General features: G+C 72.5%; 15 protein-coding genes. 1 reads left to right on the top strand and 14 read right to left on the bottom strand.

The window, feature by feature from the left end; genetic code table 11:
* The 13 genes from ACFF45_RS11940 to ACFF45_RS12000 all read right to left on the bottom strand — a co-directional run.
* A partial coding sequence (locus tag ACFF45_RS11940; RefSeq protein ID WP_381345542.1) for a chorismate synthase occupies positions 1 to 364 on the bottom strand: 364 nt, incomplete at its 3' end.
* Complete coding sequence (aroA, locus tag ACFF45_RS11945; RefSeq protein WP_381345544.1) at positions 361 to 1,668, bottom strand: 3-phosphoshikimate 1-carboxyvinyltransferase; 1,308 nt, start codon at positions 1,666 to 1,668, stop codon at positions 361 to 363. The genes ACFF45_RS11940 and aroA, both read right to left, overlap by 4 nt.
* A gap of 58 nt (positions 1,669 to 1,726) precedes the next feature.
* On the bottom strand, positions 1,727 to 2,479 hold the full coding sequence (locus ACFF45_RS11950; protein WP_381345545.1) for an SDR family NAD(P)-dependent oxidoreductase: 753 nt from the start codon (positions 2,477 to 2,479) through the stop codon (positions 1,727 to 1,729).
* 45 nt (positions 2,480 to 2,524) lie between these two features.
* Positions 2,525 to 4,126 (bottom strand): HAL/PAL/TAL family ammonia-lyase, encoded by a 1,602-nt coding sequence (locus ACFF45_RS11955; RefSeq protein ID WP_381345546.1) that lies wholly within the window; start codon positions 4,124 to 4,126, stop codon positions 2,525 to 2,527.
* Between the two features lie 128 nt (positions 4,127 to 4,254).
* Positions 4,255 to 5,316: an SMP-30/gluconolactonase/LRE family protein gene (locus ACFF45_RS11960; protein WP_381345548.1), complete on the bottom strand. Its 1,062-nt coding sequence runs from the start codon at positions 5,314 to 5,316 to the stop codon at positions 4,255 to 4,257.
* Positions 5,317 to 5,360: 44 nt separating this feature from the next.
* The gene (locus ACFF45_RS11965) at positions 5,361 to 6,566 is read right to left on the bottom strand and encodes a 3-deoxy-7-phosphoheptulonate synthase (RefSeq protein ID WP_381345550.1); all 1,206 of its coding nucleotides are present in this window, start codon (positions 6,564 to 6,566) and stop codon (positions 5,361 to 5,363) included.
* Between the two features lie 75 nt (positions 6,567 to 6,641).
* Positions 6,642 to 7,718: an acyl-CoA synthetase family protein gene (locus ACFF45_RS11970; RefSeq protein WP_381345552.1), complete on the bottom strand. Its 1,077-nt coding sequence runs from the start codon at positions 7,716 to 7,718 to the stop codon at positions 6,642 to 6,644.
* Positions 7,711 to 8,022 (bottom strand): acyl carrier protein, encoded by a 312-nt coding sequence (locus ACFF45_RS11975; protein ID WP_381345554.1) that lies wholly within the window; start codon positions 8,020 to 8,022, stop codon positions 7,711 to 7,713. Before ACFF45_RS11975 ends, ACFF45_RS11970 begins: the two co-directional genes overlap by 8 nt.
* Entirely contained in the window at positions 8,019 to 8,453 is a 435-nt protein-coding gene (locus tag ACFF45_RS11980) for a hypothetical protein (protein ID WP_381345556.1), read from the bottom strand. The genes ACFF45_RS11975 and ACFF45_RS11980 overlap by 4 nt, the downstream gene beginning before the upstream one ends.
* 20 nt (positions 8,454 to 8,473) lie before the next feature.
* Positions 8,474 to 10,258 (bottom strand): prenyltransferase/squalene oxidase repeat-containing protein, encoded by a 1,785-nt coding sequence (locus tag ACFF45_RS11985; protein WP_381345558.1) that lies wholly within the window; start codon positions 10,256 to 10,258, stop codon positions 8,474 to 8,476.
* The gene (locus ACFF45_RS11990) at positions 10,258 to 11,403 is read right to left on the bottom strand and encodes a phenylacetate--CoA ligase family protein (protein WP_381345560.1); all 1,146 of its coding nucleotides are present in this window, start codon (positions 11,401 to 11,403) and stop codon (positions 10,258 to 10,260) included. Before ACFF45_RS11990 ends, ACFF45_RS11985 begins: the two co-directional genes overlap by 1 nt.
* Positions 11,404 to 11,853: 450 nt before the next feature.
* A complete protein-coding gene (locus tag ACFF45_RS11995; RefSeq protein ID WP_381345562.1) occupies positions 11,854 to 12,336 on the bottom strand; it encodes a DUF6644 family protein in 483 nt (160 codons plus the stop codon).
* 3 nt (positions 12,337 to 12,339) lie between these two features.
* A complete protein-coding gene (locus ACFF45_RS12000; protein WP_381345564.1) occupies positions 12,340 to 13,026 on the bottom strand; it encodes a DUF6152 family protein in 687 nt (228 codons plus the stop codon).
* A gap of 111 nt (positions 13,027 to 13,137) precedes the next feature.
* Here ACFF45_RS12000 and ACFF45_RS12005 point away from each other — a divergent pair, with 111 nt between their 5' ends.
* Positions 13,138 to 14,052, top strand: coding sequence for a LysR family transcriptional regulator (locus ACFF45_RS12005; protein ID WP_381345566.1), 915 nt, complete (start codon positions 13,138 to 13,140; stop codon positions 14,050 to 14,052).
* 34 nt (positions 14,053 to 14,086) lie between these two features.
* Here ACFF45_RS12005 and ACFF45_RS12010 read toward each other — a convergent pair whose 3' ends face one another.
* Entirely contained in the window at positions 14,087 to 14,983 is an 897-nt protein-coding gene (locus tag ACFF45_RS12010) for a LysR family transcriptional regulator (protein WP_381345568.1), read from the bottom strand.
* Positions 14,984 to 15,100 lie beyond the last annotated feature (117 nt).

Here is a 15,100-nt window from a genome sequence, read left to right on the forward strand (position 1 = left end):
CGGCGAGATCGGCGTGGCCGGGCCGGGGCCGGGTCAGCGGCGCGTTGCGCGCCAGTTCCGACAGCACCTGGGGATCGACCGGGTCGGCCGCCATGACCTGTTCCCACTTGGGCCACTCGCTGTTGCCCACCGTCACCGCGACCGGCGAACCGAGGGTGAGACCGTGCCGCACACCGCCGAGGAACGTCACCTCGTCCCGTTCGAACTTCATCCGCGCGCCGCGCCCGTACCCGAGCCGCCGCCGCGCCAGGTGGTCCGCCACCATCTCCGTGGTGACCGGGACACCCGCCGGAAGCCCCTCCAGCACCGCCACCAGAGCCGGACCGTGGGACTCCCCCGCCGTCAGCCAACGCAACCTGCTCACTGCCGCTCCTGCCTGCTCGCGGGGATCGGATAGGCGGGGAACAGCCGGTTCAGTTCGGCGTGGAACCCCGGGAAGGTCTTGCTCACGCAGCCGGGATCGTCCAGCTCCAGCCGGACGCCGGAGCCGAGTGCCAGGACGGCGAACGACATCGCGATCCGGTGGTCCCGGTGGCAGGCGATCCGTGCCGGGACCGGGGCCCCGGGATGCACGGTGATCCAGTCGGCGCCCTCCTCCACCCGGATGCCGCAGGCCCGCAGGTTCACCGCGACCGCGGCGATGCGGTCCGACTCCTTCAGCCGGGCGTGCCCGACGCCCCGGATCGTGACGGGGCCGTCGGCGAGCGGGGCGATCGCCGCGAGAGTCATGAAGGTGTCGGAGACGTCCCCCATGTCGGCGTCGAATCCGCCCCGCAGCCCGCCGCCACCGGTCACGGTGGTGGCCTGGGCACCGATGGTCACCCGCGCCCCGCAGCGCTCCAGGACGCGGACGAAGCCGAGGTCGCCCTGTGGGCTGTCCGCCCCGAGACCGGGCACGGTGACGGTCCGGCCGGTGACCGCGGCGGCGGCGAAGACGTACGACGCCGTGGACGCGTCCGGCTCGACGAGCACGTCGGCCGCCCGGTAGCCGCCCGGCCGCACCGCGATCCGGCCGGCTGCCTCGTCCACCTCGAAACGGGCACCGAAGTGCCGCATCAGGGAGAGCGTCATGTCCAGGTAGGGGCGGCTCACCAGCGAGCGGACGTCGAGCGTCAGGCCCTGGCGGGTGAGCGGGGCCGCCATCAGCAGACCGGACACGTACTGGCTGCTCATCGACGCGTCCAGGGTGAGTTCCCCGCCGTCGAGTCCCGCCGCCTCCAGGTGCAGCGGCAGCCGTCCGCCCTCGTGCGCCCGCACCCGGGCGCCCAGGCGGGCGAGCGCGTCGGCCAGCGCCGCCTGGGGCCGCGCCCGCAGCTGCGCCGAGCCGTCGAAGACGAACGTGCCGTGGCCCGTCGCCGCGAACGGCGGCAGGAACCGGGCGGCGGTGCCCGCGTCCGCGCACCACACCCGGGCCGGTCCGGCCGGGCCGCGGCCGGTCCCGGTGACCTGCCAGTACTCGTCGGCGCCGGCGGCTTCCACGCGTGCGCCCAGTTCGTTCAGGGCCGTCCGGAAGGCCACGGTGTCGTCGCTCACCAGCGGGGCCCGCACGCGGCTGGTGCCGGGCGCCGCGGCGGCCAGCAGCAGCGCGCGGTTGGTCAGGCTTTTGGAGCCGGGGATCCGGGCGACGAGTTCCACGTCGGGCACGGCCTGGGGCCCTCCCGTCTTCATGAATACCGCTCCTGTCTGTCGTGCCGTGTCGATGGCGGCGGCTGCTCCGGACGGGCCGTCAGACGCCGTGCTGCGAGCCTCCGTTGACCTGCAGGATCTGCGAGGTGAGGTAGGCGCCGTCCGGTGAGCAGAGGAAGTGGGCGAGTCCGGCCACGTCGTCGGGGGTGCCGGCCCGGCCCAGGGCGGTCTGCCGGATCAGCAGCGCCTCGCGGGCCGGTGTCATCCGGTCACCGAAGAAGTCCGTGTCCGCCACGTAGCCGGGGGCGATGGCGTTCACGCTGACGCCGCGCGGGCCGAGGCGGGTGGCGAGGTGATGCGTGTAGGCGTGCAGCGCGGCTTTGGCGGCCCCGTACGCGCCCGTGCCCGCCGAGCCGCGGTAGGCGGCGATGGAGCTGTACAGCACGATGCTCGCGCCGTCCGCCAGCAGGGAGGCCAGGGTCTCCACGGTGAGCACCGCGGTCAGTACGTTGCTGCCGTACGCGTCCTGCCACTCGGCCGCGACGGACTTGAGTCCGCCGACGTCCGACCCGGCCGGTGACGCTCCCGCGCAGCACACGACCGCGTCCACCGGCCGGCCGAGCGCCTCGACGTGCTCGCGCAGCAGCAGCGCACCGGCCTCGTGGGAGAGGTCCGCCGCGACGCCGCGCACGTCGGAACCCGGGAATGCGGCCCGCAGTCCGTCGGCCGTGGTCCGGAGCCGGTCGGGCCGTCGGCCCACGAGCAGCACGGTGTCGCCGTGCTCCGCGAAGCGCTGCGCGGTCGCCCTGCCGATGCCCGAGCCGGCACCCGTGACGATGATCAGTCTTGGCATTGCGTCCCTTCCAGGTGGCCGCGGCCCCGGCCGCGGCCCTCGTCTTCAGTCGTCGGTCGCGCCCAGGTCCGCGACCTGGGTGAGCACATCGGCCCGGGCCAGCCCGAGCACCTTCCTGATCCCGTGGTCCAGCCGCTGGTCGCGGTCGAGGAACGGCACCGCTTCGCGGACCACGCGGTGCACGGCGCGGGTGCGCGGGCTCATCCGCGCGGGGCCGCGCAGGTCCAGCGCCTGGCAGGCGGCCAGCAGGTGGATCGCCGCGACCTCCTCGGCCAGCTCGACGACCGAGCGCGCCTGTCGTGCGGCGATGGGCGCGAGGCTCACCTTGTCCTGGTTGTGGGCCTCGGTGGAGCGGGAGTGGACGCTCGCGGGCGAACTGACGCCCAGTGCCTCGGCGGTGAGGGCCGAGGCGGCGATCTGCATGCCCTTGAAGCCGTGGTGCAGGCCCGCCTCCCAGGACTCCCCGGTGAAGCGGGGGATCAGATTGGGGGTGAGCCCGTTGTTGAACTTCTCGTCGACCAGGAGTTCCAGCTGCCGGTCCAGCAGGTCGGCGACGTTCGCCACGGCGACCTTCAGCGCGTCCATCGCCTGCGCCACATGTCCGGCGTAGAAGTTGCCGCCGCTGTGCACCGTGCCGTCCGCCGCGTCGAACAGGGGGTTGTCCGTCGAGGCGTTGACCTCCGTCGCCAGCCAGTCGTCGACCCAGCTCAGGGTGGACCGCAGGACTCCGTTGACGTGCGGTGCGCAGCGCAGGGAGTAGCGGTCCTGGATGCTGCGGTGCAGCACGGCGTACCCCTGGCCGTCGAGGGAGCCGGCGGCTCCGACGATCTGGCTGTGCGGCCGTGACAGCTCCGATCCCTCCAGCAGGGTGCTGATGTGGCGGGCGCTGGTCCGCTGGCCGGGGTGCGGTCGCTGATCGTGGATGAACGCCGCGTAGTGGCCCCGGTTGCCGAGGAGCGCCTCCGAGGCCAGGGCCGTGCAGAGGTCGGCCAGCGCGGCGATCCGGTGTGCGTCGCGCGCCGCGAGCACGGCGTAGGCGGCGCTGAAGGAGGTGCCGTTGATGAGCGCCAGGCCGTCCTTGGCTTCGAGGTCGACGGCCGTCAGACCCAGGTCCGCGAAGACGTCGCCGGTACGGCGCAGCGCGCCCCGGTGGTGGACCTCGCCCTCGCCGATGAGTGCCGAGGCCACGTAGCAGAGGGGGACGAGGTCTCCGCTCGCCCCGACCGATCCGCGTTCCGGGACGACGGGCAGGACGTCGTGGCGCAGCAGTTCCAGCAGTTTCTCCGCGATCTGCGGCCGTACCCCGGAATTCCCCCGGGCCAGGCAGTTGGCCCGGATCAGCAGCGTGGCCCGCACGACCTCGTCGGGGGCGGGCGGGCCGGTCCCGTTGAGGTGGTAGAGGATCATGTTCCGCTGGAGGGCGGCTGCCTTGTCCGGGGAGATCTGCCGGTTGGCGCTGTCCCCGAAGCCCGTGGTGACCCCGTAGATCGGGTCGCCGGTGGCGATGAGCCGGGTCTTCAGCTCGCGGGAGGCCGTCATGGCCTGCCGCGCCTCGGTCGTGCACTCGACGTGGGCCCCCTGGCTGCGGGCGACCGCGCCGATGTCGTCCAGGGTCAGCGACCGGCCGTCGATCTTCACCGTGGTCACGTTCGTTTCCTCGGGTGTCGTCGTGCCGCGGGCTCGCGCCGCCACCGGGGGTCCAGGTGGCGGCGCGGGCCGCGCGGGCGGTGTTCACGCGGGGCGGGATGGTCCGGCCCGCACGGGGCGGTGCGGCCTCACCCGCCGTCCGGGGTCAGCAACGACAGCCCGCGGATCCCGGGCAGGGTCAGCCGGACGACGACGGCGGGCCCGGGATCGCTCAGCGAGGTGCCGAGGTGCCCGGTGACGAAGAGCTGGTCCAGCCGGGGGCCGCCGAAGACGAGGTTGGTGATGCACGGGGTCCGGGAGTCCAGCGAGCCGAGGTCGCGTCCCGCGGCGTCGTGGACGCGGACCAGTCCCGTCCCGAAGTGCGCGATGTACAGCCGGCCGTCCGCGTCGAAGGCGAGGCCGTCCGGCTGGGCCTCCCCGTTGGTCCAGGTGTTGGGCTGGGAGGGCAGCGAGGTGAAGAACCGGCGCTCCCCCAGACTGCCGTCCGGGCGCACGGGGAAGCGCATCACACGGTTGCGGCCTCCCTCGGAGACCGCCAGGAACCGCCGGTCCGGTGTGAGCGCGAGCCCGTTGGGGAATTGGAGGACTCCCTCGTCCACCACGGTCCGCAGCTGTCCCCGGGGGCTGTCCAGGTGGTAGACCCGGCCGGGTTCCGCCGTGGCGAAGCGGCCCGGGTCGGATATGTAGCAGGCGCCGGTGCGGGGGTCCACGGTCACGTCGTTGGGCGCGCGCAGCGGGCGGCCGCGGTCGTCCTCGGTGATCGTGCGCAGCACGGTGCCGTCGGCGTCGAGCCACAGGACGGCGCCGGGCGGGCCCATCTGGGCCACCAGGTGGGTGCCGTCCGGGAGCACCTTGTGCCCGTTGGGGGCGCCGGTCAGGCCCCGCGACCAGACCTGTGCCGATCCGTCGGGGCGGATCGACAGGATCTCGGTGCCGAGGGTGTCGGACATGAACAGCCGGCCGGCGCGGTCGAAGACGATGCCTTCGCAGCCGATCGGGCCCATGCGGGCGATCTCGGCGACCTGCGGCACGGGCAGGGCGGGAGCGCTCCCCCCGGCTGCCGGGGCCGCGCTCGCCGGCCCGGCGGTCGTGAGGGGTACGGAGGCGACGACGACGCCGAGTCCGGCGCCGAGGAGCCGGCGGCGGTCCAGCCGCCGGCCCGTTCGGGGGACAACCGGGGTGACGGACATGCCGGTCGGCCTTTCGTTCGGTCGGGTGGACGAGGACGGGTGCGTCACGCGGCACGCCCCACGGCCAGCGAGGCGGCGAGGCGGACGACTTCCTCGGCCTGGGCGGGGTTGAGCCGCGGGTCGCACGCCGACTCGTACCGGGGCAGCGGGGTGTCGACGGCGAGGTCCTCGGTCCGCAGCACGCACTCGGTGACGTCGTCCGGGGCCGACTCCAGGTGCAGGCCGCCCGCATGCAGGCCGTGCGCGCTCATCACGCCGAAGAAGGTCTCGACCTCGGTGAGGATGTCGGTGAGCACCCGGGACTTCTGTCCGGCGGCCGTGGTCCTGGTGTTGCCGTGCATGGGGTCCGTCATCCAGACGGCCTCGGCGGCGCGCGGACCGAGCCCGCCGAGCAGCGCGGGCAGGGCGGTGCCGATCCGCTCGGCGCCCATCCGCACGATGAGGGTGAGCCGGCCCGGCTGGTTGGCCGGGTTCAGCCGGTCCAGCAGGGCGGTCACGTCGGCCGGGGAGGCGTCGGGCCCCACCTTGACGCCAATGGGGTTGGACACGGTGGCGGCGAGGTCGATGTGGGCGTGGTCGGGCTGGCGGGTCCGTTCGCCGATCCACAGGAACGGCGCGGAGGAGGCGTAGCGGCCGCCGCGCGCGTCGGCGCGCAGCAGGGCGTGCTCGTACTCCAGCAGCAGCGCCTCGTGGCTGATGTACGTGGGGGCGAGGACGGCGGTCATACTGCCGGACCGGGGCGGTGCGGTGCGCAGTTCGGCGAGCGCCCGCTGCGCCAGTTCGTAGGCGCGCAGCAGCCGGTGGGGGTCGGGCTGCCGGGCGGACGCGGTGGCCTCGGCGCCGTTGACCGCGTCGCCCCGGTAGACGGGGACGCGGGTGCCGTCCGGCAGCTCTTCCCAGGAGTTCGAGCGGGGCTTGGCGTACTGGCCCGCCAAGCGGCCGATGCGGACGACGGGGATCTTGGTGAGCGACTCGAAGAGGTCACCGAGGGCGTGCAGGGCCGTCGCCTTGGCCCGGATGCGCTCGGGTCCACTGTCCGAGAAGAGCTCGGCGCAGTCCCCCGCCTGGATGACGAAGGCCGTGCCGCGCGCCACGAAGGCGAGTTCCTCGCGCAGTGCCGCGGTCGTCTCCTCGCTCACGAGAGCGGGCCGTCTGGCCAGTTCCCCGAGCACACGGTCCAGATCGTCCCAGCGCGTCCAGTCGGGCTGCTGGGCAGCGCGCGACGGAATGAGCAAACGGGTATTGGACATGACTCCTCAACATGGGTTCCGGCGGGTGTGGTCACAGCGCTGGGACCACGAGGAAGGCGTGCTCCGCCGTGGGGTTCAGGCGGTCTTGCCGGACACGGGGACGCGCAGCTCCGGGATGCGCACCTTGCCGAGCGGCGAGCGCGGGATCCGGTCCACCAGGTGCACGGCTCTCGGGCCGGGCACGCCGGGCAGGCGACGGGCCAGCACACCGTGGACCGTGCGGGGTCCCTCGGGGGCCGTGTCCCCGTGCGGCCGGGGGGCGCAGTACATCTCGTAGTGTTCGCCCCGCACCCCGTCGGGCACGGGCAGGCAGGCCACGTCCAGGCCGGGGAGGGCTTCGGCGACGGCGCTCTCCACCTCGTCCAGCCAGACGCGTACTCCGTTGGCCTTCACCAGCCGGGACGAACGGCCCAGGTGGTCGAACTCCCGGAGGCCGCGGCGGCGGACGAGGTCCGTGGTCCGCCAGGACGCGGGGGGCTCGGCCATGTCGTGCCGCCGTCCGAGACGCGGGCTGATGACATGGAGGGGCTGGACCGGGTCCGCCGTACGGGCGGCGCGCAGGTCCGGCACCAGGACGACGTCGGGCAGCAGCCGCCACGGACCGTCGTCGGTCCCGGCCGGTGCGATGGGGCGGTGCGCGACGGCTCCGGTCTCCGTGGAGCCCAGCAGGGCGTGGGCGGTGAATCCGGTGCCGCGCAGGGCGTGGACGACCTCCTTGGCCGCCTCGGGCGCGGCGGCCGTGCTGTGCAGGGCGACCGCGCGGGGCAGTGCGCCCAGCGGGGTGAGCAGCCGGCGCAGCAGCGGCCAGGTGGAGGGCAGGCACACCAGGAGGGTGCGGGCTCCCGGGCGCAGCGGCGGCACCTCCGTCACCGCGTGCCGCCACGCGTGGTGGACGTCGACACCGCGCGTGGCGGGCAGTACCTCGCCGAAGAGATGCCCGTAGAGGTGCCGGGTGGGGGCGAAGTTGATCACGTGGTCGATCTCGCCGACGAGCAGGTCGGCGACCAGCGCGGCCTCGTACGTCAGCTGGTCCGGGCCGCGCCACCACGACACGGGGGTGCCGGTGTGGCCGGACGTCTCGAACGCGGCCTCGGCCTCGGTTTGCGCACGGGGGGCGGGTCGGGGGCGGTCCGTGGTGGCCGGCTCAGACATGAGGGGCCGCTCCCAGGGCCGCTTCGTCCTCCAGCCGTCCCCGCACGAACTCGGCGATGCGGGAGAGGGTGGAGAAGATGTGGCGCACGTCGTCGGCCACGAAGTCGACTTCGACGCCGAAGTGGGTCTCCACGGTGGTGATGCACTCCATGGCGGCGAGGCTGTCGTAGCGTTCGCCCAGCGCCTCGGCGAGGTCGACGTCGTCGGGGACGCCCTGCACCGCGTCACCGAGCGGAACGGCCAGCGCGGTCCGCAGCCGGTCGAGGATCTGGGCGTTGTCCGGGATCACGCCGGAAGTGGTCATGCTGAGGGCTCCTTGATCTGTTCGGGCACGCCGCCGAGGCGGTCGGCGCGGCGCAGCCGGCCGTCGACGGCCACGTACACGTGGCTGCGGGCCGCGGGCTGCATGTCGAGGTGGAAGAAGGCGGTGCCGGGTCCGACGTTCAGGGCGGCGCCGATCTCGGCGGCGAGGGCGTCGCGGAAGGACTCGTCCCGGTCCGCACCGATCTGGCAGACCACACCGGCGTGGTGGATCGACTCGCCGTCGCCCGGGGACGGCAGGGCTTCGACGGGCATGGCGGCGGTGTAGAGGCTGCCGGGCCGTTCGGTGACGAACCGGAGCACGACGTGGGAGGGGACGACGCCGCGGGCGGTCAGCCAGCGGGTCAGCCGGACCGCTATGGCTCTGCGGGCGGGCGCGGACAGCTCGGGGGTGGTGATGGTGATGGTGGGCATGCGGTATCGGCCTCGTCGCCTCAGGAGATGGTCAGGGCGGGCAGTTCGGCGAGGTCCGCGGACACCCACTGCCGCAGCAGGTCGCCGACGCACCCGGCCAGCAGGTCGTGGCTGTCGGCGGGGGCCAGGGGCGTCCAGGCGGTCCCCCGCTCCTGGGTCACCCGGTCGCAGAACCGGCGGATGTGCTCGCGGTCGAGCGCGATGCCGTGCCGACTGGCGGTGAGCACGGCTTCGTACGTGCTGAGCAGATCGGGGATCCGGTTGCCGGTGTTGGCGTAGCCGCCGCCCGGCACCCGGTGGCGCAGCACGGCCTGGTTCACCGCCTGGGCGTCGGCGTGGCCGAGAAGCTGGCGGGCGCGCAGGGCCTGGAGGGTGGACCGCAGGGTCGGCTCGCCGCCCGGGACGTTGCCGGCCTGCCACTGCGGCTGGCCGGGCGTGCGGCAGGACTCCAGGAAGCGCAGCAGCGCCGCGGGTTCCAGGGGACTGCCGTGGCGGTCCCCGAGGATCCGCCCGATCTCGGCCGCCGCCACGCTGGAGACGACGTCGGAGCCGCGGCCCTCCCAGTATCCGAATCCTCCGTCGGGGTTCTGCAGGCCCCGCAGCCAGGGGGCGATCCGCCCGGCCAGGTGTCCGGCACCGTGCAGCGCCCCTGCCTCCAGCGCCCAGAGCGTGCAGCGCACTTCGCTGCCGCGGGCGGGCATGTACATCACGCCGCCCTCGTTGGGCAGCAGGCAGCCGCGCAGCCAGCGGCGCCGGCTCTCGATGTCGGGGCGCGCCGGGTCCCCGCCGTGCGCGAGGTCGGAGAGGAGGGTCGCCGAGGTGGAGAGGGCGTCCGCCGCGAGGGCCGGTTCGCGGTAGGTGTAGCCGCCGTCGGCGCAGGCCAGTTGCCGCATCCGGGCCACCACCGCGTCCGCGTGGGCCTCGGTGGGCGCGCGCAGGGCGCGCAGCGAGCCGATGGCGCAGAACGAGGCCCACACGTCCTCGACCGGGTAGCCCTCCCACCGGACGAACGCGCCGGTCCGGCCGCGCATGCTCTCGATCCAGGACACGCAGGCCCGGGGAGCGGCGGGGCCGCTGCCGAGCGCGTCCAGGGCGACGGTCGCCCGGTACGTGGCCCACATGCAGGGCACCTCGGCGTCCGGGGAGAACCGGAATCCGCCCTCCGGCGTCTGCTGGGCGCGCAGCCAGGCCACCAGCCGGTCGACGTCCCAGGGTGCCGGGTGGGCGCCGGTCCGGGTGAGCGCGCGCCAGGCCAGTACGCCGTAGAAGCAGGCACGGGCGTCGGCCTCGCCGCGCGCGGCGTGCTCCGGGGTCCAGGCGAGGCCGCCCTCCGCGGTCTGGAGCCCGGAGAGCCACTTCAGCAGCCGCTCGCCGTCGACCGCGTCGCCGTCCGCGCAGACCTCGACGGCCGTGCGGGTGGAGAAGAACGTCGCCCAGGCGTCCGGGGCCTGCCCGGGCATCATGGCGAAGGCATCGCCCGACCAGGTGGTGCGCAGCCAGCGGGTGGTCTGCTCGACGCCGGTCGGCGCGGTCTCGGTGACCCCGGCGCGCAGCAGGTCGGTCAGCCCCTGGGTGCAGTAGTACGTGGCCCAGGCGTCGGAGGCCATGCCGCGGCTCCACGCGTAGCCGCCGTCGCCGTTGCGCCGCGAGGCGAGGTAACGCGCGGTCTGCTCCCCGTCCACGAACCCGTCGGGCCGGCCGAGCCAGGAAATGGTGCGTATGGCGGCGTATGTGCACCACAGATCAGGCTGGCCGCTCGATGTACCGATGGCGGAGGAATCGACCACAAGGTCCTTGGAGACCATTACGAAACCTTTTCCACGACACGGATGTTGGTGCGCTTCCAGCTTTTCTGGGACCCGCCGCTCTTTGTCGTCGCCGGCAGGCTGTTGACGAAGGCGACCGTGTCCCAGGAGAGCCGCAGGGAATCCCGGGATGCCGTGCGCACCGCCTCCGCCATTTCCCGTTCGAGATCCCGGTCGGAATCGCCGTCGCGTTCCAGGAGAAGGCGCAGCGGTGTGCCTTCGGGATCGATTTCCATGAGGTATCCGGTGGCGCCCGTCACCCCGTAGACGATCTCTTCGAGGTCCCGGACGGTGACCTTGGCGCCGCCGAGGACCAGCGCGTCGCTGCTGCGCCCGTGCACGACGAGCGAGGGCGCCGGCGAGCCGCAGGGGCAGCCGTCGGTGACGGTGACCTCGTCGCCGGTGTCCAGCCTCAGCAGCGGCCGGGCGTGCATGTTGAGCGGGGTGACGACCAGGCGTCCGCGGGCGCCCGCGCGCAGCGGGACGACGCCCGCGTCGGTGGCCAGCTCGAAGAGGTGGGCGGCCGGCAGCAGGTGGTGGCGGCCGCTCCGGCAGGAGGTGGCGAGCGTTCCGGTCTCGGTGCTGCCGTAGCTGGCGTCGTACACGGCGGCGCCCCACCAGGAGCCGAGCCGGACCCGGAAGGGTTCGGTGTTCACCTCCCCGAGCAGCATGATCCGGGCGACGCTCCCGCTCAGCTCGTCGAGGTCGCCGCGGCGCTTGAGCAGCCGCGTCAGCTGCTGGGCGACGCCCGGCGCGACGAACACCGTGGTGGGGCGCAGCGTGCGCCAGATGCCGGTCAGCCGGTCCCAGTCGCAGATGCCGGTGGCGAAGGGGTAGGCCCGCGTGTGGACCAGTCCGAGGTACTCACAGGCCTGGGCGATGAGATCGCCGACCGGGACGACGTCCGAGGGCAGCAGGCTGAGCACCCGGTCGTCCGGGGCGAGCAGGGGGCGCCAGGCCTCGGCGACGGACACCGCGTTGCGGATGACGTCCGACGCCAGCCGCGGGGTGGGCGTCGCGAGACCGGTGGTGCCCGTCGTCTCGTAGTACTTGTCCGCGCCGTCCGGGGTGACGGCACAGAACTCCAGCGGCCGCTTCTTCAGTTCATCCTTGGAGGTGATCTGGAGCTGCCGGAAGTTTTCCATGGAGAAAGAGTCGAGCATTCCATAGGCCTGAACGCCGGAAGCTCTCTCCCAGACACGACGAAGCTTTTCTTCGTAGAACGCCTCGGTGGGCGTTCTGTCACGATGTTCGTTGACTTCCGCCTGAGCTTCCAGAAGTTCCTGGAGCCGGTCGTGGCTGTTGATTAACAAAGCTCCTCCGGTTTCCGTACACATCCCGGGCACTCGCCAGTCACAGTAGCCCCGCGGGAGTCAACACATCAACAGGTAAAGAGAAATTAATGGCACTCCTTTATTTGACCATGACAACGTAATCCCTCCGAGCGTTAACCGGAATTCACAATACCTTCACTGAGAACTTTCAATTCTCGGATCGTGAGATACCGGTCAGTCGGATCGGCCCGCCACACAGCGAAGCCCTCCCCCGGGGGTCGGGGAGGGCTTCGCTGGGTGCGGGATGGGAAGCGGGCTTCCTCAGGTGTAGGCGAGCAGCCGGCCGGCGGCGATCACTCCGCACCAGACGAGGGTCGAGACGACGGCCGCCATTCTGGCTCTCGCCGGCGTCGGGACGTCGATGTCCCAGGCGGCCACACCGCGGTAGACCCCCCAGTGGAAGGCGGCGACATTGACGCCCGCCACGATCAAAAGGCCGAGTTTCCAAGGTGCCGCGCCACTGTTGCCGACGGCGACGGCGCCGGAGACGAACATCACCACTCCGGTCATGACGGCGAGCGCGAGACCGAAGCGGGACAGCGGCAGCAGATGCCGGGCGGCGGCCGTGACGGGCAGCAGCTGCCGGCCGACACCGAGCAGCCGCAGGTCGAAGGCGAGGGCGGGGCCGACGAGCAGCGCGATGCCGAGGATGTGCACGCTCTCGAGCGAGGAGTACACCATCGGCGTCGTGCGGACGGCCTCGCCCAGGCTGGACCGTTCGAGCCAGGAGAAGAAGTCGTCCACGGCTCAGGCCCTGTTGGCGCGCCGCACCACGTAGTACCCGCCGACGGCGAAGAGCAGCAGCACGGCTCCGCCGGTCACCAGCCAGACGGTCGCGTCGGAGGAGTCCTTGGAGTCGGACGCCGCACTGCTCGACGTACCGTCGTCGTCCGTCGCGCCGCCGGCGCCGGTCCCGGACGCGGACTCGGCCGGCGCCGCCGCGTCACCCCCCTGGGGCGCGGCCTCGGGAGCCACCGGCAAGGGCACGGACCGCTGGCGCACCGCCTGCCCGTCCTCCAGGACGATCATCTCGGGGCGCAGCTCGTCATCGTGCTCCCGGTCCAGGTAGCCGACGACCTCCAGCTTCTCCCCCGCTTCCACCTCGCCGTCCATCCCCCAGGCCGACAGCCGCTCGATGGGGGCCAGGAACAGCTTCAGTTCGTCGCTGGACCCGGAGTAGGAGCGGGTCGCCTCCATCACCTGCCGTCCGCCGATGTCCTCCAGCTCCGCGGGGATCTCCCGGTCCGCCCAGTCGCCCGGCACCTGCTTGCCCTCGACGCGCAGCGTCACCTCGGGGTGCGGGTTGCCCCAGCGGACGTCGGTCACGGTGCCGGAAACGTAGTAGGCCGCGCTCGTGTCGTAGTGCTCCCAGCCGTGGTGCGCCGCCGCCGGACCGGCGGGCACCACGGCGAGACCGAGTGCGGCAACGGTCATGGCCAGAGCGGAAGCGGAGGATCGAAGTCGCATGCAGCACAGTCTCGTTGGTGGATCCATTCCCTCTGTTGATTGTTCATCAGATTCAATCTCTGTGATTGCATGGGAGATATGAATCTTGAACAGATGCGCTACATCGTGGTACTGGCGGAGGAGCTCCACTTCGGTCGCACCGCCCGGCGTCTGGGCCTGCAGCAGCCGACTCTCAGCCAGCAAGTGCGCAAGCTGGAGGACGAGTTAGGTGTCTCCCTGTTCGACCGGACCACCCGTGAGGTCAGCATCACCGCGGCGGGCGAGAGCTTCGTCGCCGAGGCCCGCCGCGCCCTGCACCATGTCGAGCGGGCGCAGCTGACCGCCAGACAGACGGGCCGCGGCGATGTGGGCGAGCTGTCCCTGGGGTTCGTCGGCTCGGCCGTCCCCGAGTTGATCCCCCGGCTGCTGCGCCGCTTCCGGCGCGTCTATCCGGGCGTCGAGCTTCAGGTGCGGGAGCTGCCCAGCGCCCGCCAGATCGACGAACTGCTCGCCGGCCGCATCGATGTGGGCATCCTGCACGCCCTGAACGAGAGGGAGATACCGGAAGGCCTGACCAGCCAGGAGATCTTCCGTGACGTCCTGGTCGCGGCACTGCCCCGCAGGCACCCCCTGGCACCCACCTCTCCCCTGCCGACCTCCAAGCTCGCCGGTGAGCCGTTCATCATGTTCCCCCGCCACATGGGACCGGCCCTGCACGACCGGATAACCAGCCTGACCCGGGCCGCCGGCTTCGAGGTCCGGGTGTCGCAGGAGGCAGGTCATATGCAGACCATCATCGGGCTGGTCGCGGCCGAGGTGGGCGTATCCGTCGTCCCCCGTACGATGGCGGCGCTGCGGCAGCCCGGTGTCGAGTTCCGGCAGCTCACCCCCAAACCCGAGCCGCTGCCCATCCAGTTCGTCTGGCGCCGGGGTGAGACGAGCCCGGTGGTGCGCAACTTCCGCACGATCCTCACCAAGGACTCCCCCCTGCCCCGTGGCCGCGTCGACGGCTGAGGACCGAAGCGAGCCGGGGTCCGGAACGCCCGTGTCAGTCGGATGCCTCGATCAGGGCTTGCGCGTGTTCGAGGAACCGGTGCAGGGTGGGCAGCGTGCTGTCGCTCCGCCAGGCGAGGCCGAGCGCGAGAGTGGGAACCGGCTGGGCGAAGGGCTTGATCACGACGCCGGGGACCGAGAGCCGGCCGGCCCGCCCCTCCCCGAGGACGGTGATCCCGTGCCCGTGGGCGACAGCGTGCAGCATACGCTCCTCCTCCGGCTCCCAGCGGGAGATCACGGGATGGTTCCCCAGCCCGAACACCTGGTCGAGGATACGGTCCCACATCCCCGGCCCGTTCTCACGGGGCCACCACACGAGGGGTTCGCCGGCCAGGTCCCCCACTCCCAGGGTGCGCCGCGCGGCCAGCCGATGTCCCTCGGGCAGGGCGACCACCAGCGGCTCCTGGCCCACCTCGCGGCTGACCAGCTCATCGGTGTTCTCCAGGGGAAGGCGTACGAAGGCGACGTCGATCGCGCCCGCGCTCAGCTCCCGCTCATGGGCCGCCGTGTGCCCGCTGATCAGCCGGACCTCGACCCGGGGCGAGTCCGCCATGAAGCTCTCCACCAGGACGTCGGTGATGCCGCCCGCGGCGGAACGCGCGATGCCGATCCGGAGCCGGCCGACCTCACCCGTGCCGTAGGTACGGATGACCTCCTGGAGGTTCCGGCACCGGCTCAGCACGTCCCGCGCCAGGGGCAGCAGGACCCGCCCGGCCTCGGTCAGCTCGACCCCGCGCCGGTCCCGTGCGAACAGCTCGGCGGACAGGCGCCGCTCAAGTGCTTTGATCTGCTGGCTCAGGCCGGGCTGCGCGATGCCCAGTCGCTCGGCCGCACGCCCGAAGTGCAACTCCTCCGCCACCGCAACGAAGTACTGAAGGTGCCGTAACTCCACGATCACGAATTCTATAGAGCGCGGTCCGCGTTCGATTGCAGACCGTGATTCCTCCCTCCACTTCCGGCACGCTGTGCGGTCGTCGTGCGGTCGTCGTGCCAAGATCCCGGACCGTAC

Source organism: Streptomyces cinereospinus, assembly GCF_042430725.1.
GTDB lineage: Bacteria > Actinomycetota > Actinomycetes > Streptomycetales > Streptomycetaceae > Streptomyces > Streptomyces cinereospinus.